The sequence below is a fragment of the Actinacidiphila guanduensis genome (assembly GCF_900103985.1).
Taxonomy (GTDB): domain Bacteria; phylum Actinomycetota; class Actinomycetes; order Streptomycetales; family Streptomycetaceae; genus Actinacidiphila; species Actinacidiphila guanduensis.
The window spans coordinates 78,372-104,645 of sequence record NZ_FNIE01000016.1 but is presented as its reverse complement, the minus strand read 5'-3'; the positions used below and the strand labels follow the sequence as shown (position 1 = coordinate 104,645).

The 26,274-nt window shown below is 73.5% G+C and carries 20 protein-coding genes; 4 read left to right on the top strand and 16 right to left on the bottom strand.

The window, feature by feature from the left end:
• Positions 1-138: 138 nt before the first annotated feature.
• From BLR33_RS28895 to BLR33_RS28855, 9 genes are all read right to left on the bottom strand, one after another.
• A complete protein-coding gene (locus tag BLR33_RS28895; RefSeq protein WP_093787584.1) occupies positions 139-690 on the bottom strand; it encodes a GNAT family N-acetyltransferase in 552 nt (183 codons plus the stop codon).
• Positions 691-850: 160 nt separating this feature from the next.
• Positions 851-1,693, bottom strand: coding sequence for a GNAT family N-acetyltransferase (locus tag BLR33_RS28890; RefSeq protein ID WP_407639738.1), 843 nt, complete (start codon positions 1,691-1,693; stop codon positions 851-853).
• A 127-nt stretch (positions 1,694-1,820) separates the two neighbouring features.
• Complete coding sequence (gene ispG, locus BLR33_RS28885) at positions 1,821-2,975, bottom strand: flavodoxin-dependent (E)-4-hydroxy-3-methylbut-2-enyl-diphosphate synthase (protein ID WP_093787583.1); 1,155 nt, start codon at positions 2,973-2,975, stop codon at positions 1,821-1,823.
• A 102-nt stretch (positions 2,976-3,077) separates the two neighbouring features.
• Entirely contained in the window at positions 3,078-4,397 is a 1,320-nt protein-coding gene (locus BLR33_RS28880) for a M50 family metallopeptidase (protein WP_093787582.1), read from the bottom strand.
• Positions 4,394-5,641 carry a 1-deoxy-D-xylulose-5-phosphate reductoisomerase gene (dxr, locus tag BLR33_RS28875; RefSeq protein ID WP_093787581.1) on the bottom strand — a complete coding sequence of 416 codons (1,248 nt, stop codon included), beginning with the start codon at positions 5,639-5,641 and terminating at the stop codon, positions 4,394-4,396. Before dxr ends, BLR33_RS28880 begins: the two co-directional genes overlap by 4 nt.
• 133 nt (positions 5,642-5,774) lie before the next feature.
• The gene (locus BLR33_RS28870; protein WP_093787580.1) at positions 5,775-7,697 is read right to left on the bottom strand and encodes an acyl-CoA dehydrogenase family protein; all 1,923 of its coding nucleotides are present in this window, start codon (positions 7,695-7,697) and stop codon (positions 5,775-5,777) included.
• A 147-nt stretch (positions 7,698-7,844) separates the two neighbouring features.
• On the bottom strand, positions 7,845-9,305 hold the full coding sequence (locus BLR33_RS28865; protein ID WP_093787579.1) for an aldehyde dehydrogenase family protein: 1,461 nt from the start codon (positions 9,303-9,305) through the stop codon (positions 7,845-7,847).
• Positions 9,306-9,470: 165 nt separating this feature from the next.
• Complete coding sequence (locus BLR33_RS28860; RefSeq protein WP_093787578.1) at positions 9,471-11,012, bottom strand: PucR family transcriptional regulator; 1,542 nt, start codon at positions 11,010-11,012, stop codon at positions 9,471-9,473.
• Between the two features lie 97 nt (positions 11,013-11,109).
• On the bottom strand, positions 11,110-13,323 hold the full coding sequence (locus BLR33_RS28855; RefSeq protein WP_093787614.1) for a type IV secretory system conjugative DNA transfer family protein: 2,214 nt from the start codon (positions 13,321-13,323) through the stop codon (positions 11,110-11,112).
• Between the two features lie 397 nt (positions 13,324-13,720).
• Between BLR33_RS28855 and gabT the strand changes: the two genes are divergently transcribed.
• Both gabT and BLR33_RS28845 read left to right on the top strand, forming a co-directional pair.
• Entirely contained in the window at positions 13,721-15,052 is a 1,332-nt protein-coding gene (gene gabT / locus BLR33_RS28850; RefSeq protein ID WP_093787577.1) for a 4-aminobutyrate--2-oxoglutarate transaminase, read from the top strand.
• Positions 15,053-15,590: 538 nt separating this feature from the next.
• Positions 15,591-16,220: a phosphatase PAP2 family protein gene (locus BLR33_RS28845; protein ID WP_245771733.1), complete on the top strand. Its 630-nt coding sequence runs from the start codon at positions 15,591-15,593 to the stop codon at positions 16,218-16,220.
• Here the strand turns inward: BLR33_RS28845 and BLR33_RS28840 are convergent.
• The 7 genes from BLR33_RS28840 to BLR33_RS28810 form a co-directional block, all read right to left on the bottom strand.
• Positions 16,192-17,691: a CoA-acylating methylmalonate-semialdehyde dehydrogenase gene (locus tag BLR33_RS28840; protein ID WP_093787575.1), complete on the bottom strand. Its 1,500-nt coding sequence runs from the start codon at positions 17,689-17,691 to the stop codon at positions 16,192-16,194. The genes BLR33_RS28845 and BLR33_RS28840 overlap by 29 nt on opposite strands.
• A gap of 138 nt (positions 17,692-17,829) precedes the next feature.
• Entirely contained in the window at positions 17,830-18,279 is a 450-nt protein-coding gene (locus BLR33_RS28835) for a bifunctional DNA primase/polymerase (RefSeq protein ID WP_093787574.1), read from the bottom strand.
• 119 nt (positions 18,280-18,398) lie between these two features.
• Positions 18,399-19,793 carry an NAD(P)/FAD-dependent oxidoreductase gene (locus BLR33_RS28830; protein WP_093787613.1) on the bottom strand — a complete coding sequence of 465 codons (1,395 nt, stop codon included), beginning with the start codon at positions 19,791-19,793 and terminating at the stop codon, positions 18,399-18,401.
• 25 nt (positions 19,794-19,818) lie between these two features.
• A complete protein-coding gene (locus BLR33_RS28825) occupies positions 19,819-20,616 on the bottom strand; it encodes an ABC transporter permease (protein WP_093787573.1) in 798 nt (265 codons plus the stop codon).
• Positions 20,616-21,560, bottom strand: a complete 945-nt coding sequence (locus BLR33_RS28820; RefSeq protein ID WP_093787572.1) for an ABC transporter permease — start codon at positions 21,558-21,560, stop codon at positions 20,616-20,618. Before BLR33_RS28820 ends, BLR33_RS28825 begins: the two co-directional genes overlap by 1 nt.
• Positions 21,557-22,771, bottom strand: coding sequence for an ABC transporter ATP-binding protein (locus tag BLR33_RS28815; RefSeq protein WP_093787571.1), 1,215 nt, complete (start codon positions 22,769-22,771; stop codon positions 21,557-21,559). Before BLR33_RS28815 ends, BLR33_RS28820 begins: the two co-directional genes overlap by 4 nt.
• Positions 22,772-22,803: 32 nt before the next feature.
• Positions 22,804-24,042 carry a polyamine ABC transporter substrate-binding protein gene (locus BLR33_RS28810; RefSeq protein ID WP_093787570.1) on the bottom strand — a complete coding sequence of 413 codons (1,239 nt, stop codon included), beginning with the start codon at positions 24,040-24,042 and terminating at the stop codon, positions 22,804-22,806.
• A gap of 293 nt (positions 24,043-24,335) precedes the next feature.
• On the opposite strand from BLR33_RS28810, the gene BLR33_RS28805 reads away from it, so the two are divergent.
• Together BLR33_RS28805 and BLR33_RS28800 are read left to right on the top strand one after the other, a co-directional pair.
• A complete protein-coding gene (locus tag BLR33_RS28805; RefSeq protein ID WP_093787569.1) occupies positions 24,336-25,442 on the top strand; it encodes an adenosine deaminase in 1,107 nt (368 codons plus the stop codon).
• A gap of 4 nt (positions 25,443-25,446) precedes the next feature.
• Positions 25,447-26,166: a glycerophosphodiester phosphodiesterase gene (locus BLR33_RS28800; RefSeq protein ID WP_176930571.1), complete on the top strand. Its 720-nt coding sequence runs from the start codon at positions 25,447-25,449 to the stop codon at positions 26,164-26,166.
• Positions 26,167-26,274 lie beyond the last annotated feature (108 nt).

Here is a 26,274-nt window from a genome sequence, read left to right as displayed (position 1 = left end):
TGGCGTCGGCCAGGCAGCGAATTCCCTTCGCGCCAGGCGGATTTCGCCGGGGGCTCAGGCTCCCTCCCCGGGCAGCCCCGCGGAACTCCTGCTCCGCCGGGCTGACTCCGCCCGGCGGGTTCGCCGACTGCCCCTGCGCTAGGCCGACTCGGTGCGGCGCCGCAGCAGCGGGAGTGGGGCGCCCATCACCGCGTACGGGCGCGAGGCGCTGGGGAAGTGCACCGGGCGGGCCAGGTCGCGGTAGCCGAGTGCGCGGTAGAGGTGGCGGGCGGGGCTCTCGCCGTCGATCGCGGACAGGATGCTGCGCGGCTGGTCGGCGGTGTCGGTGATCTCGGTGATCAGCGCGCGGCCGATGCCGCGGCCCTGGAAGCCGGGCAGGACGTGCAGTTCGGTGATGACGAAGGAGTCGTCGAGCCAGCCGTCGTTGCCCTGCTCGCGCAGGTAGGGCTGCACTATGCCGGACCACCAGTGGGCGCGGTCGTTGGGCAGCCCGTAGACGAAGCCCACCATCCGGCCGTCCGGGGTGTGCGCGGCCAGAGCCCGGGCTCCGGGGTTGGCCAGGTGCCGCAGCACGATCTGCCGCCGGATGGCGACCTCCTCGGGCCCGAGCCCGAACGCCACCGCCTGCACGGCCAGCGCCTCGTCCACGTGCTCGGCGAGGGCGCACGGCCCGACCACTACCTTCTCCATGACGCGCGACCCTACCGGTGAGCCTTCCCTTGGCTCCCATTGTCCCGTGGAAGCGGCCGAAACGGAGCACGGTGATCGGTCCCGGCCGCCCGGGGGCGGCACGGAACAGCCTGAGGAGTCACAGAACAACCCGAAACAGCCCGGAACAGCCCGGGACGGCTCAGAACAGCACCGACATGAAGGCGCCGACCTCCTGGAAGCCGACCCTGCGGTAGGCCGCCCGCGCCGCGGTGTTGAAGTCGTTGACGTACAGGCTCGCCACCGGTGCGATGTCCCGCAGGGCGTAGTGCAGGACGGCGGCCATGCCGGTCTCCGACAGGCCGCGGCCGCGATGGGAGGGGGCCACCCACACGCCCTGGATCTGGCAGCTGTGCCGGGTGACGGCGCCGATCTCGGCCTTGAAGACCACCTGGCCGTCCTCGATGCGGGCGAACGCCCGCCCGGCGGAGACGAGTTCGGCGACCCTGGCCTGGTAGAGCAGCCCGCCGTCGCCGGCCAGCGGCGAGACGCCGACCTCCTCGGTGAACATCGCCACGCACGCGGGCATGATGACGTCCATCTCCTCGCGCCGGACCCGCCGCACCAGCGGGTCGGGGGCGATGTCTGCCGGCAGCGACCGGGTGGACATCAGCGGCTGGCAGGCGCGGACCTCGCGGGCGGGGCCCCAGTACGGCTCCAGTTGCGACCACAGGTCGGCGGTGGGCTCGGCCGGGCCGACGATGGACGAGCAGCGCCGCCCCGCCCGCCGGGCCCGCTCGGCGAAGGCGCGCACCGCCTCGGGGGTGGCGCAGATCGGCACGAGGTTGGCGCCCGCGTAGCACAGCGAGGTGAGCCGCCCGCCGGAGTACCAGCCCCACATCTCGCCGCCCAGCCGCCAGGGGTCGAGGCCGGCGATGTTCACCCGGGAGGTGACGAAGGCGTTCGCCACCGGGTCGCGGTTCAGCACGGCCAGGGCGGCGTCGAGGTCGCCGGGCTCCAGGACTCGCGCGCTCGGGTGGGTCAGCACGGGCACCCCCGGCCGCTCGGGCCGTCGGGGACGGCGGTGGACGGGACGGGCATGCTGCCCCGGCTCGGCGTGCCGAGCGCCGCGTACGGCAATCCGTACGCGGCACCCGGCCGAGAGCTTGTGCTCAGGAGACGCTCACCTGCGGCTCGCCGGAGACGGCACCGGCCGCCTCCATCTCCTCGGCGATCTTCATCGCCTCTTCGATCAGGGTCTCCACGATCTTGGCCTCCGGGACGGTCTTGATGACCTCGCCCTTGACGAAGATCTGGCCCTTGCCGTTGCCGGAGGCGACGCCGAGGTCGGCCTCGCGGGCCTCGCCGGGGCCGTTGACGACGCAGCCCATGACGGCGACGCGCAGCGGCACCTCCATGCCCTCCAGGCCCGCGGAGACCTGGTCGGCGAGCTTGTAGACGTCGACCTGGGCGCGGCCGCAGGAGGGGCAGGAGACGATCTCCAGGCGGCGCTGGCGCAGGTTGAGCGACTCCAGGATCTGGATGCCGACCTTGACCTCCTCGGCCGGCGGGGCCGACAGCGAGACCCGGATGGTGTCGCCGATGCCCTCGGCGAGCAGTGCCCCGAAGGCGACCGCGGACTTGATGGTGCCCTGGAAGGCGGGCCCGGCCTCGGTGACGCCCAGGTGCAGCGGGTAGTCGCACTTCTGGGCGAGCAGCCGGTAGGCGTTGACCATCACGACGGGGTCGTTGTGCTTGACCGAGATCTTGATGTCGCGGAAGTCGTGCTCCTCGAAGAGCGACGCCTCCCACAGCGCGGACTCCACCAGGGCCTCGGGGGTGGCCTTGCCGTACTTCTCCAGCAGCCGCTTGTCGAGGGAGCCGGCGTTGACGCCGATGCGGATCGGGACGCCGGCGGCGGAGGCGGCCTTCGCGATCTCCTTGACCTTGTCGTCGAACTGCTTGATGTTGCCGGGGTTCACCCGGACCGCGGCGCAGCCGGCGTCGATGGCGGCGAAGACGTACTTCGGCTGGAAGTGGATGTCGGCGATGACCGGGATCTGGGACTTGCGGGCGATGATGGGCAGCGCGTCGGCGTCGTCCTGGGTCGGGCAGGCGACCCGGACGATCTGGCAGCCGGACGCGGTGAGCTCGGCGATCTGCTGGAGGGTGGCCCCGATGTCGGAGGTCCGGGTGGTCGTCATGGACTGGACGGACACCGGTGCGTCGCCGCCCACCGGGACGCTTCCGACCTGGATCTGACGGCTTTTGCGGCGGTCGGCGAGTTTGGTCGGAACATCCGGCATACCGAGCGAAATCGCGGTCATGTGCGTGGCATCCCCAAGGTGTGGAACGAAGGTCCCGTCATGGGCGGGCTCCGGGATCGAGGTTACGGTACCCCGCCCCCGGAGCTCACCCGTCCCGGGGCATCACGAACTGAGCTTGACCGGGTTGACCACGTCGGCGATCAGCACCAGCAACGTGAAGCAGACGAATATCCCGGCCACCACGTAGGCGACCGGCATCAGTTTGGCCACGTCGAAGGGCCCGGGGTCGGGCCGGCGGAAGACGCGGGCGGCGTGCCGGCGCACCGCCTCCCACAGCGCGCCCGCGATGTGCCCGCCGTCCAGCGGCAGCAGCGGCAGCATGTTGAACAGGAACAACGAGAGGTTGAAGCCGGCCACGAGCATCACCATGGTGACGACCCGGTCGATCGCCGGCTCCTTGAGGGCGAACACCTGTCCGCCCACCCGGGCCGCGCCGACCACGCCCATCGGCGAGTCGGCCTTGCGCGGGGCGTGGTGGAAGGCGGCGTTCCACAGGTCGGGGATGCGTTCGGGCAGCGACACCAGGGAGCGCACGCCCTGGTCGGCCATGTCGCCCATGTGCTGCACGGAGTCGGTGAAGCCGAGCGGCTGGATGTGGCTGGCCGGCGCGAAACCGAAGAAGCCGGCCTTGGTGGTGCCGTCCAGCGGGTTGCCGTCCCGGTCGGTCCTGGCGACGGTGTTGGTGGTCAGGTGCGGGTGCAGGGTGACCTGGCGGCCGTCGCGCTCCACGACGACGGTGACGGTGTCGTCGGGGTGGCGGCGGATGTCGTCGGACAGCTGCGACCAGGAGCCGACCGCCTTGCCGTCGAAGGAGACGAAGCGGTCGCCCGCCTTGAGCCCGGCGGCCTTGGCGGGCGCCACGGGGTCGGTGGGGCGGCAGGGGTTGTTCGCGTCGCGGTGCGAGGTGTCGGAGGCGGAGATCACGCAGTCCTCGACCTGGCCGACCGTGGTGGTGGACATGCTGATGCCGAAGCCCATGAAGACGGTCAGGAAGAGCGCGACGGCCAGCACCAGGTTCATGAAGGGCCCGGCGAACATCACGATGACGCGCTTCCAGGGCGCGCGGGTGTAGAACATCCGCGTCTCGTCGCCCGGCTGCAGCTCCTCGTACGCCGCCGAGCGGGCGTCCTCGATCATGCTGCGCCACGGCGAGGTGGAGCGGGCGGTGACCCGGCCGTCCTCGCCGGGCGGGAACATGCCGATCATCCGGATGTAGCCGCCGAGCGGGACGGCCTTGAAGCCGTACTCCGTCTCGCCCTTCTTGCGGGACCACAGCGTGGGGCCGAAGCCGACCATGTACTGCGGCACCCTGATCCTGAAGATCTTCGCCCAGGTGAGGTGGCCCAGCTCGTGCCAGGCGATGGAGATCATCAGGCCGACGGCGAAGACGACTATGCCGAGGACCGTCATGAGTGCCGTCATACGCCCGCTGCCTCCGATGCCTGCGCCAGTTCCACCGCCCGGGCGCGCGCCCAGGTCTCCGCTTCGAGGACGTCCTCGACCGTCAGCCGAGTTCCCGCCGCCGGCGTCCCGTGCTCCTGGACGACCCTGGCGACGGTGTCCACGATCCCGGTGAACGGCAGCCGGCCGGTGCGGAACGCCGCCACGCATTCCTCGTTGGCGGCGTTGAACACCGCCGGAGCGGTGCCTCCGAGGCTACCGACATGGCGGGCCAGTGCGACGGAGGGGAACGCGTCGTTGTCGAGCGGGAAGAACTCCCACGTGGCCGCCTTGGTCCAGTCGACGCCCGGCGCGGCGTCGGGCACCCGGTGCGGCCAGCCCAGACCCAGGGAGATCGGCATCCGCATGTCGGGCGGGCTCACCTGGGCGAGCGTGGAGCCGTCGGTGAACTCCACCATCGAGTGAACGTAGGACTGGGGGTGGACGACGACCTCGATCCGGTCGAACGGGATGTCGAAGAGCAGGTGCGCCTCGATGACCTCCAGGCCCTTGTTGACCAGGGTCGCGGAGTTGATCGTGACGACCGGGCCCATGTCCCAGGTGGGGTGCGCCATCGCCTGCTCGACGGTGACCCCGGCCAGTTCGGCGCGGGTGCGGCCGCGGAACGGGCCGCCGGAGGCAGTGACGACGAGCTTGCGCACCTCGCCGCGGTCGCCGCCGAGCAGCGCCTGGAACAGCGCCGAGTGCTCGGAGTCGACGGGCACGACCTGGCCGGGCGCGGCGGCGGCCTTCACCAGCGGGCCGCCGACGATCAGCGATTCCTTGTTGGCCAGGATCAGCACCCGCCCCGCCGCCAGGGCGGCCAGGGTGGGGCGCAGCCCGATGGAGCCGGTGATGCCGTTGAGCACCGAGTGGCAGGGCAGGGCGGCCAGCTCGGCGGCGGCCCCGGGTCCCGCGGCGATCTCGGGCAGCGGCTCGGTGCCGTAGCGGGCGGCCAGCGCCTCGCGCAGCGGCCCGGCGGCGGCCTCGTCGGCGACGGCAACGGTGTGCACCCGCAGGCGGTGCGCCTGCTCGGCGAGCAGGGCGACCCGGCTGCCCGCGGCGGACAGCGCGACCACCCGGAAGCGGTCGGGGTTGCGCAGCACCACGTCGATGGCCTGCGTACCGATGGAGCCGGTGGAGCCGAGGATCACGATGTCGCGCGGGCCGTCGCCGCCGGCGGCCGGGTGGGGGAGGTGGTGCGGGTCTGCGAGAGCGTCCGTCATGAGGTCATTGTGTCGTGCCGGACTGTGCGGCCACGCACGGGCGCCCCGCGGGCGGCCGCCTGCTGTGGCGTGGCCGTCCGCGGGGTGCCGGGCCGCCGGGCGGGCGGTCCGGGGGGCGTGCGGCAGGGCGGGCTCAGCCGATCCGGCGCCGTACGTTGTCGGCCGTGCTCGGTCCCGGTGTGGCGTCGGCGATCCAGGGGCCTTCGCGGCTGGGGTCCACGATGCCGGCCTCCAGCCACTCCATCCGGCCGGAGAGCACCGCCCTGGCCAGGTGCCGGTCGGGGCCGTCGGTGTTGGTCCACAGCCGGGCGAACAGCTCCTCGACGCGGACCCGGGACTGGCGGCAGAAGACGTCGGCCAGCCGGCCCGCTTCGCGCCCGTGGTCGCCGGTGGCGGCCATGTGCCGGGCACGTACGCAGACCGCGCTCATGGCGAACAGTTCGGCGCCGATGTCGACGATGCGGGCGAGGAAGTTCTGCTTGAGCTCCATGCGGCCCTGCCAGCGGGACATGGCGTAGAAGGTGCTGCGGGCGAGCTTGCGGGCGTTGCGCTCGACGTAGCGCAGGTGGCCGGCGAGGTCGCCGAACTCGCTGTAGGAGGTGGGCAGCTGGCCGCGGCCGGCGACGAGTCCGGGCAGCCAGCGGGCGTAGAAGCCGCCCGCCTTGGCGCCGGCCCTGGCCTTGTCGGCCAGGGAGGTGTCGGGGTCGATGAGGTCGCCGGCGACCGACAGGTGGGCGTCGACGGCCTCGCGGGCGATCAGCAGGTGCATGATCTCGGTGGAGCCCTCGAAGATCCGGTTGATCCGCATGTCGCGCAGCAGCTGCTCGGCGGGCACCGCGCGCTCGCCGCGGGCGGCCAGCGAGTCGGCGGTCTCGAAGCCGCGGCCGCCGCGGATCTGCACCAGCTCGTCGGCCATCCGGCAGGCCGCCTCGGAGCCGAAGAGCTTGGCGAGCGCGGCCTCGATCCGGATGTCGTTGCGCTCCTCGTCGGCCATCTGGGAGGCGAGGTCCACCACCGCCTCCAGGGCGAAGGTGGTGGCGGCGATGTAGGAGATCTTGGCGCCCACGGCTTCGTGCTCGCCGATCGGCTTGCCCCACTGCTCGCGGGCGGCCGACCACTCGCGGGCGATCTTCAGGCACCACTTGCCGGCGCCGACACAGGCCGCCGGCAGGGACAGCCGGCCGGTGTTCAGGGTGGTCAGGGCGATCTTCAGGCCGGCGCCCTCGGGCCCGATGCGGTTGGCGGCCGGCACCCGCACCTGGTGGAAGCGGGTGACGCCGTTCTCCAGGCCGCGCAGGCCCATGAAGGCGTTGCGGCGCTCCACCGTGATGCCCTCGGAGTCGGCCTCCACCACGAAGGCGCTGATGCCGCCCTTGTGGCCCTCGGAGCGCGGCACGCGCGCCATCACCACGAGCAGGTCGGCGACGACGCCGTTGGTGGTCCACAGCTTCACGCCGTCCAGCACGTAGCTGTCGCCGTCGGGCACCGCCGTAGTGCCCAGCCGCGCCGGGTCGGAGCCGACGTCGGGTTCGGTGAGCAGGAAGGCGCTGATGTCGGTGCGGGCGCAGCGGGGCAGGAAGGCGTCCTTCTGCTCCTTCGTGCCGAACAGCTTCAGCGGCTGCGGGACGCCGATGGACTGGTGGGCCGAGAGCAGGGCGCCCAGCGCCGGGCTCGCGGTGCCGGCCAGGGCGAGCGCCTTGTTGTAGTACACCTGGGTGAGGCCGAGGCCGCCGTAGGACTCGTCGATCTTCATGCCGAACGCGCCGAGCTCCTTCAGCCCCCGCACCACCTCGTCCGGGATCTGCGCCTCGCGGTCGATGCGGGCGCCGTCGACCTCGGCGTCCAGGAACGCGGCCAGCCGGGCGAGGAAGGCCTCACCCTTGGCGACCGCCTCGGGCGCCGGCTGCGGGTGCGGGTGGATCAGGTCGAGGCGGAAGCGGCCGAGGAAGAGCTCCTTGGCGAAGCTGGGCTTGTGCCAGTGCTGCTCCCTGGCGTCCTCGGCGACCTGGCGGGCCTCGTGTTCGGAGACCCTGCGGGTTGTGGCGGGTGCGGTCACGGCTGCGTCACCTCCGGGTGGGCCGGGTACCGACCGGTACCACTTGTCCGTCCTACCCGATATCCGCAGGTGCCACCAGACAAGTGCGGCCGGGCCGCTGACACGAGGTCAGCGGCCCGGCCGACGGGTGTGCGCCCCAGGGGCGCCCTACAGGTCGAGGCCGGTGAGCACCATGACGCGCTCGTAGGTGTAGTCCTCCATGGCGTACTTCACGCCCTCGCGGCCGTGGCCGGAGTCCTTCACACCGCCGTAGGGCATCTGGTCGGCGCGGTAGGAGGGCGCGTCGCCGATGATCACACCGCCGACCTCCAGGGCGCGGTGGGCGCGGAAGGCGAGCTGCAGGTCGTGGGTGAACACGCCCGCCTGCAGGCCGAAGCGGGAGTCGTTGACGGCCGCGAACGCCTCCTCGGCACCGTTGACCCGGTGGAGTGAGAGCACCGGGCCGAACGCCTCCGCGCCGGCGAGCACCGCGTCGCCGGGCAGGTCGGCCAGGACGGTGGGCGGGTAGCTGGACCCCTCGCGCGGGCCGCCGGTGAGCAGCTTGGCGCCCTTGGCGACGGCGTCGTCCACCCAGTCCGAGACGCGCTGCGCCGCGGCCTCGCTGACCAGCGGGCCCACGTCGGTGGCGGGGTTGGCGGGGTCGCCGGTGACCTGGGCGCGGACCTTCTCCACGACCTTCTCGGCCAGCCGGTCGTAGACCGCCGCGTCGGCGATCACCCGCTGGACGGAGATGCAGGACTGGCCGGCCTGATAGTTGGAGAAGGCGGCGATCCGGGTGGCCGCCCACTCCAGGTCCTCCTCGCTGGACCAGTCCGCGAGCACCACGGCCGCCGCGTTGCCGCCGAGTTCCAGGGTGACGCGCTTGCGCGGCACCGAGTCCTGGATCCGGTGGCCCACCGTGTCGGAGCCGGTGAAGGAGATGACGGGCAGCCGCGGGTCCTGCACCAGGGCGGTCATCCGGTCGTTCGGGACCGGCAGGACGCTCCAGGAGCCCTCGGGCAGCCCCTCGGTCTCGGCCAGCAGCTCGCCGAGGAGCAGCGCCGACAGCGGCGTGGCCGGCGCGGGCTTGAGGACGATCGGGGCGCCCACCGCCAGCGCGGGGGCGACCTTGTGCGCCACCAGGTTGAGCGGGAAGTTGAAGGGCGCGATGCCGAGCACCGGGCCGTACGGGAAGCGGCGGGTCAGGGCAAGCCGGCCGACGCCGCCCGCGTCGGTGTCCAGCCGCTGGGAGTCGCCGCTGTTGAAGCGGCGCGCCTCCTCCGCGGCCCAGCGGAAGACGGAGACCGCGCGGCCCACCTCGGCCCGCGACCACTTCAGCGGCTTGCCGTTCTCCGCGGTGATCAGCAGCGCCAGTTCCTCCGCGCGCTCCGCCAGCCGCCGCGAGACGTGGTCCAGGGCGGCGGCCCGTACGTGCGCGGGCGTGGCCGAGAAGGCGTTCTTCACCGCGTCGGCGGCCGCCACGGCCTGCTCCACCTGCTCCTCGCTCGGCACCGCCACCCGGCCGACCAGCGACCCGTCCCACGGGTTGGCGACGTCGAAGGTGTCCTCGCTGCCGGCCTCCCGGCCGGCCAGCCAGAACCCGTAAGGGGCTGCGCCTGTCGTTGTCACGGTGGTCCCGCCTTCCTGGACGTGCCTCGTGCCTGCCGGACTTCCCTTTCACCGTAGGCGCGGCCCGACCGGAACTCCGTTGTCCACTCAGGAGTACGGCCCCGGCCGGGCGCTACGGAATGGCCAGCGCGCGCCGGGCCCGCGGCCCGGTGGGGACCGCCGGTCTCACTGCTCGGTCTTCAGCGCCAGCCACAGCTCCATGCGGACGTCCGGGTCGTCCAGGGAGCGGCCGAGGATCTCCTCGACCCGGCGCATCCGGTAGCGCAGGGTGTGGCGGTGGACGCCGAGGTCGGCGGCGGCCGCGTCCCACTGGCCGTGGTGGGCCAGCCACTCGGCCAGGGAGGCGACCAGGTCGCCGCGTGAGGTGGCGTCGTGCTCGCGCAGAGGCCGCAGCAGGCCCTGGGCGAAGGCGCGGACGGCCTCGTCGGCGAGCAGCGGCACCACCGAGCCCGCGCCGACCTCGCCGTGCTCCACGAGGTTCGCGCCGCGCCGCTGGGCCACCGCGAGGGCGCCTTCGGCCTGGCGGTGGGCGGTGGGCACGTCTTCCGGGTCGGCGGGCGCGGACAGCCCCGCGGCCAGGGCGTCCTCGGCCTCGGCGAGCTCCGAGACGGCCGCGAGCGCCTTGTCGTCCTGCGCGGCCAGCACGATCAGCCGCCCCTCCTCGGCGACGCTGAGCACGGGGTCGCCCAGCCGCGCGGCCGCCGCCTCGGCCCGCTCCGCGAGCAGGGCGAGGGCGTCGGCGCCGCCCGCCTGGCCGTCGGCGGGCTCGGCCATCAGCAGCCGCACCGGGGCGTCCAGCAGCGAGCCGTACATCCCGCCGGCGACCGTGCGGGCGTGGTCGCACTCCCCGGCGAGCAGCATCCGCAGCAGGGCGCCGGCGAGCCGGGCCTGGACCTCCTGCTGGGCGCGGGACTGCTCCAGGGAGAGGGTGAGCAGGGCCACGGCGGCGTGCACGACGTAGCGCGCGGCGGTGTCCAGCCGCTCCTCGGTGCCGACCGCGAGGTAGCCGCGGGGGCGGCGGCCGGTGCCCAGGGACTGCAGCTCGACCCGGTCCTCGGTGCCGGCCGGGCCCGCGACGGCCGCGCTCGCCGGGGCGGGCAGGCCGCGCAGCCGGTCGATCTCCCCCGCCAGGCGGGCCGCCCTGCGCCCGGCCCACTCCGGCGCCGCGGCCAGCACGGCACCGGAGGCGTCGTACAGCGCCGTCCAGCCGCCGAGGTGGGCCGCCATGCGGGAGAGGAGGGCGGCGGTGCCGTCGGGGGCGAGCGCGGCCCGGGTCAGCTCGCGCTGGGCCTCGAAGCCGGCGGTCACCGCTTGATACTGCTCGGCGGCGACGGCGGCCGAGACGGCCTTGCTGATCGCGATGAAGGGGGTGGCGCGGGGCACTTCGAGCAGCGGCAGCCCGGCGGCCGCGGCGGCGCGCACCATCACCGGCGGCACCGTGTCGTGCCCGACGCCGACACCGAAGCCGAGGCCGACCACGCCGGCGGCCGCCAGGCGCCGCACGTAGGCGGCCGCGGCCTGCTCGTCGGCGGTGTCCAGCTTCAGGCCGGTGGTGAGCAGGAGTTCGCCGCCCTCCAGGTAGGGCGCGGGGTCGGCGAGCTCACTGGTGTGGACCCAGCGCACCTGGGCGTCCAGCCGGTCGGCGCCGGCGAGGACGCGCAGCCGGAGCGAGGTGTGCTGGGCGAGTGCGGAGAGCGTGAGCGGCATGCGGGTCCGGTACCGGTGGGGAGTGGCGGCCGTGCGGCCCCTGTGCGCCGGCGGGGCCGCCGGCACCTTCGATTCTGTCGCACCGTACCTCACGGCCTCACGCCCGCAGGTCCAGCAGCACCGGTGGCGTGCGCTCTCCGCCGACGGTGGTGAACGACACGACGGCGTGCCCCGCGGGCACGTGCTGCGCCAGATCCGAAGCCGACCACCGCTCCCGCTCCACCTCCCGCACGGTGACGGATTCGGTGGTGACGGCCTCGCCGGTGAACAGGCGCCGCACCCCGCGGCTGAGCCGGCGCATCGTCCCGCCGGACTGGTCGGGAGTGCGGGTGACGTCCCGGGTCTCCACGAGGGTCGTCCCCCAGGTCTCGGCGAAGTAGCGCCCGTCGCGCGCGGTGATCCCGGCGAAGGCCATGTGGCAGCCGACCGCTCCGATCACCGGCCCGCGCAGGCCCTCGGGCAGTGCGTCCAGGGTGCGCAGGCCAAGGACGACGCCGGCGTTGTACGCGCGCAGCGAGGGCAGCGCCCGCAGTGTCCCCTCCGAGACGGCCTCACCGGCGTCGTCGACGACGATGCAGGCGAAGCGGGAGCGGTCGCGGCGGGTGGCGACGGCCTCGGTGAACTGCGCGAGCAGCAGCCGCACCAGGATGCGGGACGCCTCGGCGTGGCCGTGCTCGGGCAGTTCGATGCGCACCCGCAGCGGATGGTTCAGGGCGTGCATGGCGAACGGCCGGGAGCGGCCCGAGGTGTCGAAGAAGCCGGCGAAGGCGGGGCGGTCGAGCAGTGCGACACGGTCGGCGAGCACGTGGCCGATGTCGCCGGGGCGCGCGCTCTGCCGCTGCCGGGCGTCGAGTTCGCGGACCAGTCCCGGCAGCCCGGCGGCGTCCAGTTCCTCCCGCAGGGCGGCGTGGGCGTGCGGGAGCCCTTCGAGGAGTTCGCGCAGCACGGGCACCGGCGGGAAGCGACGGTGGACGGCCGCGTACGGGCCGAGCAGCTGGCCGAGGGCGGTGGCCGCCCGGCGCTGCTCCGACTCGGGACCGTCGGTCAGCGCCTCGGCGAGCAGCCGGCCGGCGGCGTCGGGGTCGCTGGTGCCGCCGTAGAGGTCGAGGTCGTAGCGGGAGGCGGGGTCGGCGAGCGAGATCACCACGTCGAAGGCGTCGGCGGGCCCGAGGTCGGCCTCGGGGGCGCCGACCGCCACCACGGCCGCCCGCCCGGCGAGCGCCTGCAGGCACAGCGACTCGACCACCGGGCGCATCAGCATGCGGCTCTTGCCCGAGCCGGGCGGGCCGACGGCGAGCAGGCCGGTGCCGAGCAGGCCGGGGTCCAGGGCGATGCCGGCACCGCGGTAGCGGTAGCCGTTGCGCCTGTCGTCCACGCCCGTCCCGATGCGCACTTGGCCGCCGAGCAGGTCGTGGGCGGCGGTGCGCCGCGGCAGGTCCCGGCTGCCGGAGGGGTGCGCGTAGGCGGCCGCGCCGAGTTCCAGGACGGTGTCGGCGAACTGCCGCTCGCCCTGGCCCGCCCGGCTCGCGGCCTGCCACGCCTCGCGGATGCGGACGAAGTCGACGTCGCTCATCCGTCCGGTGCGGACCTCCTCGGTGAGGCGGTCGGCCACCGCCGGGTAGCCGGCGGCGCGCAGCTCGGCCCAGTCGGCGGGGACGGTCCGGGCCGGGGCGGCTCCGGGCGGCCCTGCCTGCCCTGGGATGCCGGCGGCTTTGCGAGCGGCTGCCCGGCCGGGCAGCAGGTCGAGCCACCTGCCGTACCTGGCGGCGGGCACCGCGATGATCAGGGCCGCCACCGCGTGCAGGCCGCGCTGCACGGCGAGCGCGGTGTGGGCGTTGCCGCCGCCCATGATCCACGAGCGCGGCAGCAGGGGGACGAGCAGGTCGACCAGCGGCACCCACTCCTTCTCGCTGAGCAGCCAGACGAAGAAGCCGACCGCCAGGGCCGCCCAGGCGCGCCGCGCGGGTGTCGGGGCGTAGCGGCGGCCGACCTCGGGCCAGTTGCCCAGGCGGCCGAAGTAGTAGGCCAGCCCGCCGATCCACAGCAGCTCGTAGGCTGCGGCGGCGAACAGGCCGGGGCGTGGGGTGGGGTCGCCCCACCAGCTGCCGGGGGTGAGCAGGGTGAGCGGGCGGCGCCAGAAGGGGATGTAGCCGTTGCGGAGCATCGACCACAGGAACATGGCGCACAGCAGGGCGAGCACTGCGCCGCCGATCAGCCGCCGATCGGTCATCCGGTCCGGGTCGTCCGGGGGGCGCGGCACGTGGTCGTAGGCGTACACCCCGGGGGCGTCGGGGACGCGGGGGGTGCGCACCCAGCGCTCGACGGCGGACAGCGGCGGGGCCTGGACAGGCGCGGGCGGAGGGGTGCGGGGGCGGGGGGCCGGGGGTTTGGGGGGGTGGGGGGGTGTGCGGTGGTTGTGTTCGTGGTTCATCGCCGTCATGGCGCCTGCCGCCCCTCAGCCCTCATTCAGCCCTCATCGCCCGGCCCTGCTCGCCGATGCGCTCAATGTAGTGGAGGCGCTACGCGGGCCGAAGGATCTTGCGCCGGTTCGGGGCGCGCGGCCGCGCACTGGCCGTTGCGGCGAAACGGCGCGGCGCAGTGCGACCTATCGGCGTGTGCGGGCGCGCGGACGGGGAGCCTAGCCTGCGGGGAGACGTCGCCTACCGTCGCCGTACAGCCGTACAGCCGTACAAGGGAGATCGCCGGTCATGACCGAAGTGCCGCAGGAGCGCAGGCTCGTCACCGAAGTGCCGGGACCGAGGTCGCGGGAGCTCGCCGCCAGGAAGGCCGCCGCAGTGGCGGACGGGGTGGGGGTGACGCTGCCGGTGTTCGTCGCCAGGGCCGGCGGCGGCGTCGTGGAGGACGTGGACGGCAACCGGCTGATCGACTTCGGCTCGGGCATCGCCGTGACCTCGGTCGGCAACAGCGCGGCGGCCGTGGTGCGCCGTGCCTCGGCCCAGCTCGCCGACTTCACCCACACCTGCTTCATGATCACCCCGTACGAGGGCTATGTGGAGGTCGCCGAGCAGCTCGCGGAGCTGACCCCGGGCGACCACCCGAAGAAGTCCGCGCTGTTCAACTCCGGCGCCGAGGCGGTGGAGAACGCGGTGAAGATCGCCCGGGCGTACACCAAGCGCCCCGCCGTGGTGGTCTTCGACCACGGCTACCACGGCCGCACCAACCTCACGATGGCGCTCACGGCGAAGAACATGCCGTACAAGGAGGGCTTCGGGCCGTTCGCGCCCGAGGTGTACCGGGTGCCGCTGGCCTACGGCTACCGCTGGCTGACCGGCCCGGAGAACGCCGCCGAGGAGGCGTTCGCGCAGGCGAAGGACATCATCACCAAGCAGATCGGCGCGCAGCACGTGGCCGCGATCGTGATCGAGCCGATCGCGGGCGAGGGCGGCTTCATCGAGCCGGCCAAGGGCTTCCTGCCGCGCCTTGCCGCCTTCGCCAAGGAGCACGGCATCGTGTTCGTGGCGGACGAGATCCAGACCGGCTTCTGCCGCACCGGCCAGTGGTTCGCCTGCGAGGACGAGGGCGTGGTGCCGGACCTGATCACGACGGCCAAGGGCATCGCCGGCGGCCTGCCGCTGGCCGCGGTGACCGGCCGGGCGGAGATCATGGACGCCGCGCACGCCGGCGGCCTGGGCGGCACCTACGGCGGCAACCCGGTGGCGTGCGCGGCGGCGCTGGGCGCCATCGAGACGATGCGCGAGCTGGACCTGCCCGCCAGGGCCCGCCGGATCGGCGAGGTGATGACGCCGCGGCTACGCGCGATGCAGGAGAAGTTCCCGGTGATCGGGGAGGTGCGCGGCCGCGGGGCGATGATCGCCGTCGAGCTGGTGGAGCCGGGCACCAAGGAGCCGGACGCGGCGCTGACCGCGGCCGTCGCCAAGGCGTGCCACGCCAAGGGCCTGATCGTCCTGACCTGCGGGACGTACGGGAACGTGCTGCGCTTCCTGCCGCCGCTGGTGATCGGCGAGGACCTGCTCGGCGAGGGCCTGGACATCATCGAGGAGGCATTCGCGGCCGTGTGACGGGTGCCGCCCGGCGGCTCGGCGTAGGCTCGATCCCTGCGCGCGCGGGGCCTTCGGGCGGCTCCGCGACCGCCCGCCGCCCGGACCGGCGGCCTGGCGCCGGCATCCGCTGCGGTGCTGGTGAGAGGCGTGCGAGACCAGGGACGGCACGGTGAGCAGGGTCGTGAAGAAGGTGTGCGAGCCTGATGGCGGACGGGTGATCGGAGACCATGGCGAGCCGGAAGTGACGTACGGTTTCCGAGGAACACCCCGCACGCGGCCGAATCCCCGTGAGGAAGCCGCAGGCGACACGGCGCCGATGAATCCCCATCACCGGCGCAGCAGTGCCCTGGCACACGCAACCGCCGGGTCCTTCGGGTCCGGCAATCCTCGCCGATCGGTCGGCCGTTCGTCCCAAACCCCCCGGGACGGACGGTACGGCGATCGCCCTGGCCGCCCCGGAACTCTCCCCCCTGTTCCGGGGCGGCTGACTCCTTTTCTGCCCCATGCCCTCCTGACGGCCGCCGCGCTGGCGGCCTTCGCGCTGCTCACCTGGCGGGTGGCCGCGGGCGGCCGGCTGATCCGCGACGACGGCCGGGTGCTGCGCGCCTTCCGGGACGCGGACCGCGCCCACCCGGCCCTGAGCACTCCTGCGCACGTGCTGTGCGACCTGGGCGACATCGAGGTCGCGGTCCCGGTGCTGCTGGCGGCGCTGGCCGCCTCGGTGGTGCTGGGCCGCCGGGCCGGCCTGCCGCGCTGGTGGGCCGTGCCGGCGGCGGCCACGCTCGCGATGTGCGTGCTGCCGGTGGTGGTGTCGCTGGTGAAGTCCGGGGTGGACCGCCCGGCGCCGGGCCGCGTGGTGCCCGACCCCTCCTACGGCTACTTCCCCTCCGGCCACACGGCGACCTCCTCGGTGGGCTTCGGCCTCGCCGCCCTGGTGCTGCTGCCCTTCCTGCGCGCCGCCGCCCGCGCCGCCTTGGCGGCGGGGACGGCCGTACTGGCGCTGGCGGTGGGCGCCGCCCTGGTGTGGTGCGGCTACCACTGGCCGCTGGACGTGGTGGGCAGCTGGCTGCTGGCGGTGGCGCTGCTGTCGCCGGTGGCGGCGGCCCGGCTGCTGCCGGGCGCGGTGCCCGGGCGGCCCGGGAAGCAGCCGCGGGAGGTCAGGAGTTCGTCGGGAAGCCCAGGTTGATGCCGCCGTGGCCGGGGTCGGCCCAGCGCTGGGTGACGGCCTTGCCTCGGGTGAAGAAGCGCACCCCGTCCTCGCCGTAGGCGTGGGCGTCGCCGAAGAGGGAGTCCTTCCAGCCGCCGAAGGAGTAGTAGGCGACGGGGACCGGGATGGGCACGTTGATGCCCACCATGCCGACCTCGACCTCGTGCTGGAACCGGCGGGCGGCGCCGCCGTCATTGGTGAAGATCGCGGTGCCGTTGCCGTAGCGGTTGGCGTTGACCAGGTCGACGCCCGCCTGGTAGCTCGGCACGCGGACCACGGACAGCACGGGGCCGAAGATCTCGTCGTCGTAGACCGCCATGCCGGGCCGGACGTGGTCGAAGAGGGTCGGGCCGAGCCAGAAGCCGCCGGGGTCACCGGCCATGGGGTGCTTGCGGCCGTCCACGGCGAGGACGGCGCCGTCGGCGACGCCGGATTCGAGGTAGCCCGCGACCCTGTCCCGATGGGCGCCGGTGACCAGCGGGCCCATGGCGGAGTCGGGGGCGGTGCCGGGGCCGACGGTCAGGCCCGCGATGCGCCGGCGGATGCGCTCGACCAGGCCGTCGCCGACCGGGTCCACGGCCACCACGACGGAGACCGCCATGCAGCGCTCCCCCGCGGCCCCGTAGCCGGCGTTGACGGCGGCGTCGGCGGCCAGGTCGAGGTCGGCGTCGGGCAGCACCAGCATGTGGTTCTTCGCGCCGCCCAGCGCCTGGACCCGCTTGCCGTGCCGGGTGCCGGTCTCGTAGACGTGGCGGGCGACCGGGGTGGAGCCGACGAACGAGACGGCCTTGATCGCGGGGTGCTCCAGCAGCCGGTCCACGGCCTCCTTGTCGCCGTGGACGACGTTGAAGACCCCGTCGGGCAGTCCGGCCTCGGCCCACAGCCGGGCGAGCAGGAGCGAGGCCGAGGGGTCCTTCTCCGAGGGCTTGAGCACCACCGTGTTCCCGGCGGCGATGGCCAGCGGGAAGAACCACATCGGCACCATGGCGGGGAAGTTGAAGGGCGAGATGATCGCGACCGGGCCGAGCGGCTGGCGGATGGAGTAGACGTCGACGCCGGTGGACGCCTGCTCGCTGTAGGCGCCGCGGGACAGCTGCGGGATGCCGCAGGCGTACTCCACGACCTCCAGGCCCCGGGCGACCTCGCCGAGGGCGTCGTCCAGCACCTTGCCGTGCTCGGCGGTGATGGTCTCGGCCAGCTCCCGGCGGTGGGCGTGGAGCAGTTCGCGGAAGGCGAAGAGCACCTGGGTGCGGCGGGCGACCGAGGTGTGCCGCCATTGCGCGAAGGCGTCCACGGCCGCCGCCACCGCCTCGTCCACCACGGCGCGCGAGGCGAAGTCCACCCGGCCGGTGACCTGGCCGGTGGCGGGGTCGTACACCTCGCCGCGGCGCTGCGCGGTGCCGGTCCAGGGCCGGCCGGCGATCCAGTGGGTGATGGCCTGCTCGGTCACGGCACGGCTCCTTCTGCTCGGTTCGCGTCGTCCCGGGCCGGGTGCCCCGGGTCCCGCCGGACGGGTCGTCCGGACAGTGTCACTACGGGCGGCGCCGGCCCACAAGCACCGCGCGCGGGCCGGTCGGCTGCCGGCGGGCTACTCGCCGGCCAGCGTGGCGGCCGCCTCGTGCATGGCGAGCTCCAGCAGCACCGGGTCGGTGAGGTGCCCGGTGCCGTCCGGCGGCACCAGCCAGCGCACTCCCCCGGTCGGGCGCCCCGGGTAGGGCACCACGATCCAGGTGCCGCGCCCCACGGCCCGCACGCCGGTGCCCAGCCAGCGCGCAGCGGTGCCCGGCGGTACGAAGAAGCCCATCCGCTCGTCGCCGAAGTCGGCCAGCACCGGGCCCGGCTGCTCGGCCATGCGGCCGAGCACGTCGAGCGTCGGGTAGCCGATCCGGCCGGGCAGGATGAGCACGTCCCACAGCCGGCCCGCCGGCAGCAGGACCACCCCGAGCGGGTTGCGCTCCCATTCGAAGCGGGTCCCCTGCGGGTCGGCTGCCGCCGACACCAGCCAATCCACCGCGGTCCTCGCGCCAGCACCGGCCATCTGCGGACCTCCTGTCCCTCCCATGGCGTCTGCCGTCACGGGAGGGACACCGGGGACCGCGGGTCCTTACGCGGGTTTCACTACTCATCGGTTGTGATTCAGGTCACACCAATGGGGCTTCATGAGTCGAAGCCCAGGCCGACCCGGTCCAGCGCCCGCAGCCACAGGTTGCGGTGGCCGCCGGTACGGTCGGCGCGGGCGAGTGACCACTGGGTCAGCCCGATCCCCGCGGTGGCCAGCGGCTCGGGCGGGAAGGGCAGCGGCTTCTCGCGCACCATCGCGGGTGCGGTGCGCTCGGTGGGCCGCCCGGCCAGCAGGTCGAGCATCACCTCGGCGCCGAAGCGGGTGGCGCCGACGCCGAGCCCGGTGTAGCCGGCCGCGTAGGCGACCCGGCCGCCGAGGCCGGTGCCGAAGAACGGCGAGAAGCGGGTGCAGGTGTCGATCGCGCCGCCCCAGGCGTGGCTGAAGCGCACGCCCGCCAGTTGCGGGAAGCAGGCGAAGAAGTGCCGGGCGAGCCGCAGATGCGTCTGCGGGCGGCGGTCGTAGGCCGCGCTCATCCGGCCCCGGCGCGGGTAGACCGTGTCGAAGCCGCCCCACAGGATCCGGTCGTCCGCGGTGAGCCGGAAGTAGTGGAAGCGGTTCGCGCTGTCGGCCAGCCCCTGCCGGCCGCGCCAGCCGATCGCGGCGCGCTGCTCGGCGGTGAGCGGCTCGGTGGTCAGCGCGTAGTCGTAGACGGGCACGGTGTAGGCGCGGACCCGGCGCAGCAGCGAGGGGAATACCCCCGTGCCCAGGGCGGCCTGACGGGCGAGCACCCTGCCGTAGGGGGTGCGCACCGCGATGCCCGCGCCAAAGCGGGAGAGCGCGGTCGCGGGGGTGTTCTCGTAGACGCGCACGCCCGCGCGGGCGGCGGCGCGCTGCAGGCCCCAGGCGAGCTTGGCCGGGTGCAGCATGGCGACACCGCGGCGGTCGTACAGGCCCGCGAGGAAGGTGGGCGAGTCGACCTGGGCGCGGACCTGGTCGCGGTCGAGGAACTCCAGGTCCAGGCCGTGCTCGGCGGCACTGGCCGCGGTGGCGCGCAGTTCGTCGACCTGGTGGGGTGCGGTGGCGGTGTCGATCTCGCCGGTCCGCTCGAACTCGCAGTCCAGGTCGTGGCGTTGCACCGCCTCCTCGATGGCGTCGAGGTTCCGCTCGCCCAGCGCCTGGAGGGCGGCGAACTCCTCGGGCCAGCGGGCCAGGCCGTTGGCGGGGCCGTGGGTGAGGCTGGCGGCGCAGAAGCCGCCGTTGCGCCCGGAGGCGGCCGAGCCGACGCGGTCCGCCTCGACGAGCACGACCTCGCATCCCGGGTCGCGCTCCTTGGCCAGCAGCGCCGTCCACAGCCCGCTGTAGCCGCCGCCGACCACGACCAGGTCGCACTCCTCCTGCCCGGCGAGCGCCGGCTGCGGCTGCGGCCGGGCGGGGTCGTCCAGCCAGTACGGGACGGGCCGGGCGCCGGCGAGGCTGCGGGCGGCGGCCAGGTCGGGGATGCCGCCGGAAGCGGGGTCAGCCACGGGCCCTCCTGCGTCCGCCGGCCAGTTGCCCGGCCAGCACCAGCACCACCGCGAGCACGAACATCGCCGTGCCGATCACGTTGACCTGCACCGGGGTGCCGCGCTGGGCCGAACCCCACACGAACATCGGGAAGGTGACGCTGTTGCCGGCGTTGAAGCTGGTGATGATGTAGTCGTCGAAGGACAGCGCGAAGGACAGCAGGGCGCCGGCGGCGATGCCGGGCGCGGCCAGCGGCAGCGTGATCCGGTAGAAGGTCTGCGCCGGCGTCGCGTACAGGTCCTGCGCGGCCTGCTCCAGCCGCGGGTCCATGCTCATCACGCGGGCCTTCACGGCCGTGACCACGAAGCTCAGGCAGAACATGATGTGCGCGATGAGGATCGTCCAGAAGCCGAACCGGATGCGCATGTTGAGGAAGAGGGTGCCGAGCGAGGCGCCCATCACCACCTCGGGCATCGCCATCGGCAGGAAGATCAGCATGTTCGTGGCGGCCCGGCCGCGGAAGCGGTAGCGGGCGAGCGCGAAGGCGGTCATGGTGCCGAGCACGGTGGCGCCGATGGTGGCGTAGACGGCGATCTTCAGGCTGAGGGTCAGCGAGCCGCACATGCCGGCGACGCCGCAGGGGTGCTGCCAGGCGTCGGTGGAGAAGTGGTTCCAGGTGTAGTTGAAGCGGCCCTTGGGCTTGTTGAAGGAGAAGGCGAGGACCACCAGGTTGGGCACCATGAGGTAGATCAGGGCGAGGACGCCCGCGATCACCACGAGGTTGCGGCGCAGCCAGCGGGTCGGGCGCATCAGACCAGCTCCTCCGTTCCGGCGCGGCGGATGTAGAGGCTGACGATCAGCAGGATGGCCGCCATCAGGATGAAGGACAGGGCGGCGGCGGTCGGGTAGTCCAGCACCCGCAAGAACTGCGACTCGATGACGTTGCCGATCATCTGCTGGTTGGTGGAGCCCAGCAACTCGGCGTTGATGTAGTCGCCGGCGGCGGGGATGAAGGTCAGCAGGGTGCCGGCCACCACGCCGGGCATGGACAGCGGGAAGGTCACCTTGCGGAAGGTGGTGAACGGGGTGGCGTACAGGTCGCCGGCCGCCTCGTGCAGCCGGCCGTCCACCCGCTCCAGCGAGGTGTACAGCGGCAGGATCATGAACGGCAGGAAGTTGTAGGTCAGGCCGCACACCACCGCGAGCGGGGTGGCCAGCACCCGGTGGCCCTGGGTGACGCCCAGCCAGGAGGTGGCGTCCAGCAGGTGGATGTCGTTGAGGAAGGACACCACGGGGCCCTGGTCGGCGAGGATCGTCTCCCAGGCGAGGGTGCGGATGAGGAAGCTGGTGAAAAAGGGCGCGATCACCAGGACCAGCACCACGTTGCGCCACCGGCCGGCCCGGAAGGCGATGGTGTACGCCAGCGGGTAGCCGATCAGCAGGCACAGCGCGGTGGCGATGCCGGAGTAGACCAGCGAACGCACGAAGTGCGGCCAGTACGCGGTCAGGGCGTCCCAGTAGGTGGCGAAGTGCCAGGTGACCTTGAAGCCGTCCTCCAGGTCGCCGGTCTGCACCGAGGTGGACGCCTGGTAGATCATCGGGGCCACGAAGAAGACCAGCAGCCAGGCGACGCCGGCGATCAGCAGCAGGTACGGGGTCCTGCGGCGGCGGGCGGCGGCCCGGCGCAGCGCGGGCGGCGGGGCGGCCGGCGCCGGCAGGGCGGGCGGCGCCGGTTCGGTGGCGGCGGCGGTCATACGGCCGCCTCCTCGGCGGTCGCGGCGGTCCCGGCGCGCTCGGGCGCGGCGCCGCGGGCCTCGGCCTCCAGCCCGTCGAGCCCGGCGTCGATGTCCTGGTGGGCGTCCAGGCCGAAGGTGTGCTCGGGGTCCCAGTGCAGGACGACGGGGGCGCCGGGCGCCAGCCGCGCGTCCCGGCCCACATTGGGCACGAAGACCTCCAGGTCGGGGCAGACGGGGCTGTCGACCACGTACTGGGTGGAGACCCCGATGAAGCTGGAGTCCACGATCCGGCCGGGGACGCGGTTGCGGCCGGCGGGTATCGCGTCCTCGTCGTCGCGGTGCGCCAGGGTGATCTTCTCCGGGCGGACCCCGGCGAGCACCCGGTCGCCGACGGCGGCCTGCGCGCGGCACCGGGCGGCCGGCAGCGACAGCCGAAGGCCCCCGGAGGTCAGGTGCAGGGTGCCGCCTTCTTCGCCGGCCACCTCGGCCTCGATGAGGTTGGAGGTGCCCAGGAAGTTGGCGACGAAGGTGGAGGCCGGGTTCTCGTAGAGGTCGGCCGGGGCGCCCATCTGCTCGACCCGGCCGGCGTTCATCACCGCGACGGTGTCGGCCATCGTCATGGCCTCCTCCTGGTCGTGGGTGACGTGCACGAAGGTGATGCCGACCTCGGTCTGGATGCGCTTGAGCTCCAGCTGCATCTGCCGGCGCAGTTTGAGGTCCAGCGCGCCCAGCGGCTCGTCGAGCAGCAGCACCTGCGGCCGGTTGATCAGCGCGCGGGCGACGGCGACGCGCTGCTGCTGGCCGCCGGAGAGCTGGTGCGGCCGGCGCCGGGCCAGCGGCCCGAGCTGCACCAGGTCGAGCATCTCGCCGACCTGCTTCCGCACCGACTTGATGCCGCGCCTGCGCAGCCCGAAGGCGACGTTCTCGTAGACGTCCAGGTGCGGGAAGAGCGCGTAGTTCTGGAAGACGGTGTTCACCGGGCGCTTGTACGGCGGCAGGGCCGTGACGTCCTGGCCGCCGAGGTGCACGGTGCCGGCGGTCGGCGCCTCCAGCCCGGCGATCATCCGCAAGGTGGTGGTCTTGCCGCAGCCGGAGGCGCCGAGCAGCGCGAAGAAGGAACCCGCGGGCACGGCGAGGTCGAGCGGGTGGACGGCGGTGAAGGCGCCGTAGGACTTGGCTGTCCCGGTCAGGCGCACGGCGTCGCCGGCGGCGGGGGTGGGGCTCGTCATGACGGTGTCCTCGCAAAGGGCGGTGGAAGCGGTCAGGCGCCGATGAGCTTGGAGAACTTCTCCTCGTACCGCGAGTCCTCGGCATCGCTCAGCGAGCGGAAGGTGTGCGTCTTGGCGTCCATGGCCGCGTCCGGGAGGATCAGCGGGTTGCGGGCCAGCGAGGGGTCGATCTTCGCCAGGTAGGGCCGCACCCCCGCGACCGGGCAGACGTAGTTGATGTACGCCGACAGCTGCGCGGCGACCGGGGGTTCGTAGTAGTAGTCGATGAGCCGCTCGGCGTTCGTCTTGTGCCGGGCCTTGTCGGGGATCATCAGGTTGTCGGTGGAGGACAGGAACCCGGAGTCGGGGAAGACGTACTCGATGTCCGGGTCGTCGATGCGGAGCTGGACGAGGTCGCCGGCCCAGGCCACGCAGGCGGCGATGTCGCCCTTGCTGAGGCCGTCGGTGTACTCGTTGCCGGTGAACTTGCGGATCTGCTGGGCGTCCACGGCCTTCTGGATGCGGGCGACCGCGGCGTCGAAGGTGTCGTCGGTGACCTTCTCGGGCAGCTCGCCCATGTCGAGCAGGGTCATGCCGATGGTGTCGCGCATCTCGGAGAGCATGGCGACGCGGCCCTTGAGCGAGCGGTCCTCCAGCAGCTGGGAGATCGAGGTGACCTTGCGGCCGCCGGTGGCCTTCTTGTTGTAGGCGATGCAGGTGGCGATGCCCTGCCAGGGGTAGGAGTAGGCGCGGCCGGGGTCCCAGTCGGGGCTGCGGAAGCGCTGCTCCAGGTTGGCGTAGGCGTGCGGCAGGTTGGCGGAGTCCAGCTGCTGCACCCAGCCGAGCCGGATCATGCGGCCGGCCAGCCAGTCGGTGAGCACCATCAGGTCACGGCCGGTGTCCTGGCCCGCCGCCAGCTGCGGCTTGATCTTGCCGAAGAACTCGACGTTGTCGTTGATGTCCTCGGTGTACTTCACCTTGATCCCGGTGCGCTTGGTGAAGGCGTCCAGGGTGGGGCGGTGCTTGCCGTCGTCGGAGACGTCGATGTACTCGGTCCAGTTGGAGAAGTCGACCACCTTCTCCTGCGCCGAGTGGTCGGTGGAGGCCGTCGCGCCCTGGCGGCCGGCCGCGGGGATGCCGCAGCCGGCGAGCACGGTGCTGCCCGCGGCGGCCAGGGCGCCGAACCCGGCGGCGCGCAGCAGCGAGCGGCGGCCGAGGGCGGCGCGGCCGCCGGTCATGCTGCGCACCATGGCCGCGTACTGGGGCGGTGAGAGGGTCTCGTGCAACTCCATGGATGGGGGTGCCCTTCCGAGCGGCCGGCCGAAAGGAGCCGGGGGGATCGGTCGGCCGGGAGGTACGGCCGGGGTCGCGAATCCGGTTGCCAGCGTGGTCGAAGCCTGGGTTGGTGGACGATCCTGGCAGAGCAGTGCGCCCTCAACAAGGGATTCCGTTGTTGCCTTTTGGTTACGCGACGAATTCTGTGATCCGGCCGTCTGTGGAGCGACGGGAGGGGCGGCCGGGACCGCGCACTACGATGAGCGGCGCAGACCTGCGCCGCATCGCACCGCCACGGGAGGACCCCCGCATGCCCGAGACCGCACCCGGACCCGCCACGGCCCCGCACGCCGGGACCGCCGACGGCACCGGCCTGGACGCCTTCGTCGCCGGGCTGCCCAAGGCGGAGCTGCACGTCCACCACGTGGGCTCGGCCTCCCCGCGGATCGTGGCGGAGCTGGCCGCGCGCCACCCGGGCTCGAAGGTGCCGGCCGACCCGGCGGCGCTCGCGGAGTTCTTCACCTTCCGCGACTTCGCGCACTTCATCGAGGTCTACCTGTCGGTGGTGGACCTGATCCGGGACGCCGAGGACGTACGGTTGCTCACCTTCGAGGTGGCCCGCGACATGGCCCGGCAGAACATCCGCTACGCCGAACTGACCGTCACCCCCTACTCCTCGACCCGGCGCGGCATCCCCGAGCAGGCGTTCATGGAGGCGATCGAGGACGCGCGCAAGGCGGCCGAGGCCGAACTCGGGGTGCAGCTGCGCTGGTGCTTCGACATCCCCGGCGAGGCGGGGCTGGCGTCGGCCGAGGAGACCGCTCACCTGGCGGTGGACCTCGCACCCGAGGGGCTGGTCTCCTTCGGCCTGGGCGGGCCCGAGATCGGCGTGCCACGGCCGCAGTTCAAGCCGTACTTCGACCGGGCCAGGGCCGCGGGCCTGCACAGCGTGCCGCACGCGGGTGAGGCGACCGGGCCGCAGACGATCTGGGATGCGCTGAACGTGTTGGGCGCCGAGCGGATCGGCCACGGCACCAGCGCCCCGCAGGACCCGCGGCTGCTGGAGCACCTGGCCGAGCACGCGGTCCCGCTGGAGGTCTGCCCGACGTCCAACATCGCCACCCGGGTGGTGCCCTCGCTGGAGGAGCATCCGATCCGGGCGATGGTCGACGCCGGGGTGCTGGTCACCGTCAACAGCGACGACCCGCCGATGTTCGGCACCGACCTGAACACCGAGTACGCGGTCGCGGCCCGGCTGCTGGGGCTGGACCGGGCCGGGGTGGCCGAGCTGGCGAAGAACGCCGTGCGGGCCTCGTTCCTGGACAGCGCGGGCAAGGCGCGGCTCTCTGCCGAGATCGACGCCTATGCCGCGGGCTTCGGCACCGGCCACGGCGGCGTCCCGGCCGCGCGGTCCTGACGGCATGGCGCTGCGGCAGGTAAGCGTCGTCGGTCATCGCGGCGACCCTTACGAGCATCGGGAGAACACCCTGGCGTCGATCCGCTCGGCGCTGGGCAGGGGCGTGGACGCCGTCGAGGTCGACGTGCGGCTGACCAGGGACGGTCAGCCGGTGCTGCTGCACGACCCGACGCTGGAGCGGCTGTGGGAGGTCGACGCCTCCGTCGGCTCGCTGACCGCCGAGGAGCTGGCCGAGGCGACCGGCGGCGGTGTGCCCTCCTTCGCCGACGCCCTGGCCGAGCTGCTGCGGCACGGGGGCGCGGCCCGGATGATGGTGGACCTCACCGGGCCCGAGCAGGCCGGGCCCGCGGTCGCGGCCGTGGCGGAGGCGGGGGCCGCCGCACGCGTCTACTACTGCGGCGGCATGGCGGCCATGCACGAGGTCCGCGCCCTGGTGCCGGACGCGGAGATCGCCATGACGTGGAAGACCTCCGCGCGGCCCGCCGACGCCGTGCTGGCGGGGCTGGCCCCGCGCTGGCTCAACCTGCGTTTCCCCCTGGCCGACGCCGAGGCGGTCGCTTGGGCGCACGAGCGGGGCCTGCTGGTGTCGGCCTGGACGGCGGACTGGCGGCTGTCGATGTCCCGGCTGATCGGCGCGGGCGTGGACGCGATCACCACCAACCGCCCGGGCACGCTGCTGCGGCTGCGCGCGAGGGCGGGGCGCAAGGCGGCGAAGGCGCTCTAGAACGGGCGCCGGGCTCCGCCTCAGGTGCCCATGTGCTCATGTGCGGCGCCCTGGGCACGGGGCGGGGCGCGGGTTCCGCCGCAAGGGAGCGGCCTGCTCCCCTGCCGC